Here is a 684-nt window from a genome sequence, read left to right as displayed (position 1 = left end):
CCCTCCACCCACGCGGTGACACGGGCCCGCCTTACACCACTTTTACGGAATCACTCATCTAGAGGTGGAAGCCGGTGATGCGGGGCTTGGTGATCGTCGTCGTGGCGACCGGTGATCCGTCGACCGGAGCGGGGGTCTCCGGGGTGGGGGCGATGCCCGCGGCGGCCACCCGGTCCAGGGTGGTCAGGCCTCGGCCGCCCACTGTGCCGAAGACGGTGTAGTCGGCGCGGAGGGCTGAGTCGCCGAAGACCAGGAAGAACTGGCTGCCGTTGGTGGCGGGGCCCGCGTTGGCCATGGCCAGGAGGCCGCGGGCGTAGAGCTTGCGGTAGCCCGTGGTGTCGCCGGGGTGGGGCGGCAGGTCGGTGGGGAGCTCGTCCTTGTACCTGTAGCCGGGGCCGCCTTCCCCGGTGCCGCTCGGGTCGCCGCACTGGAGGACCTTGAGGGTCGGGTAGGCGGTGAGGCGGTGGCAGGTGGTGTTGTCGTAGAAGCGGTTCAGCAGCAGGTGCAGGAAGCTCAAGGACGTGCAGGGGGCCTTGGCCAGGTCGAGGGTGACCGGGATCGGGCCCTGGCTGGTGGGCAGGGCGATCTCGACGTGGCCCCAGCGGGGCGTCACGCGGGGGTCCGGCGGTAGCGGGACCGGACGGGCGGCGGGCTCGTCGGGGGTGGGGGTGAACCGGCAGGGGC

General features: G+C 71.9%; 1 protein-coding gene. It reads right to left on the bottom strand.

Annotated elements, in window-relative coordinates:
- Positions 1–58: 58 nt before the first annotated feature.
- The coding region (locus GCL84_RS17340) for a peptidylprolyl isomerase (RefSeq protein WP_156756536.1) at positions 59–684 on the bottom strand (626 nt) is incomplete at its 5' end.

Source organism: Actinokineospora pegani (assembly GCF_009745975.1).
GTDB classification, from domain to species: domain Bacteria; phylum Actinomycetota; class Actinomycetes; order Mycobacteriales; family Pseudonocardiaceae; genus Actinokineospora; species Actinokineospora pegani.
The sequence above is the reverse complement of the archived record's forward strand: the minus strand, read 5'-3'. Positions and strand labels throughout refer to the sequence as shown.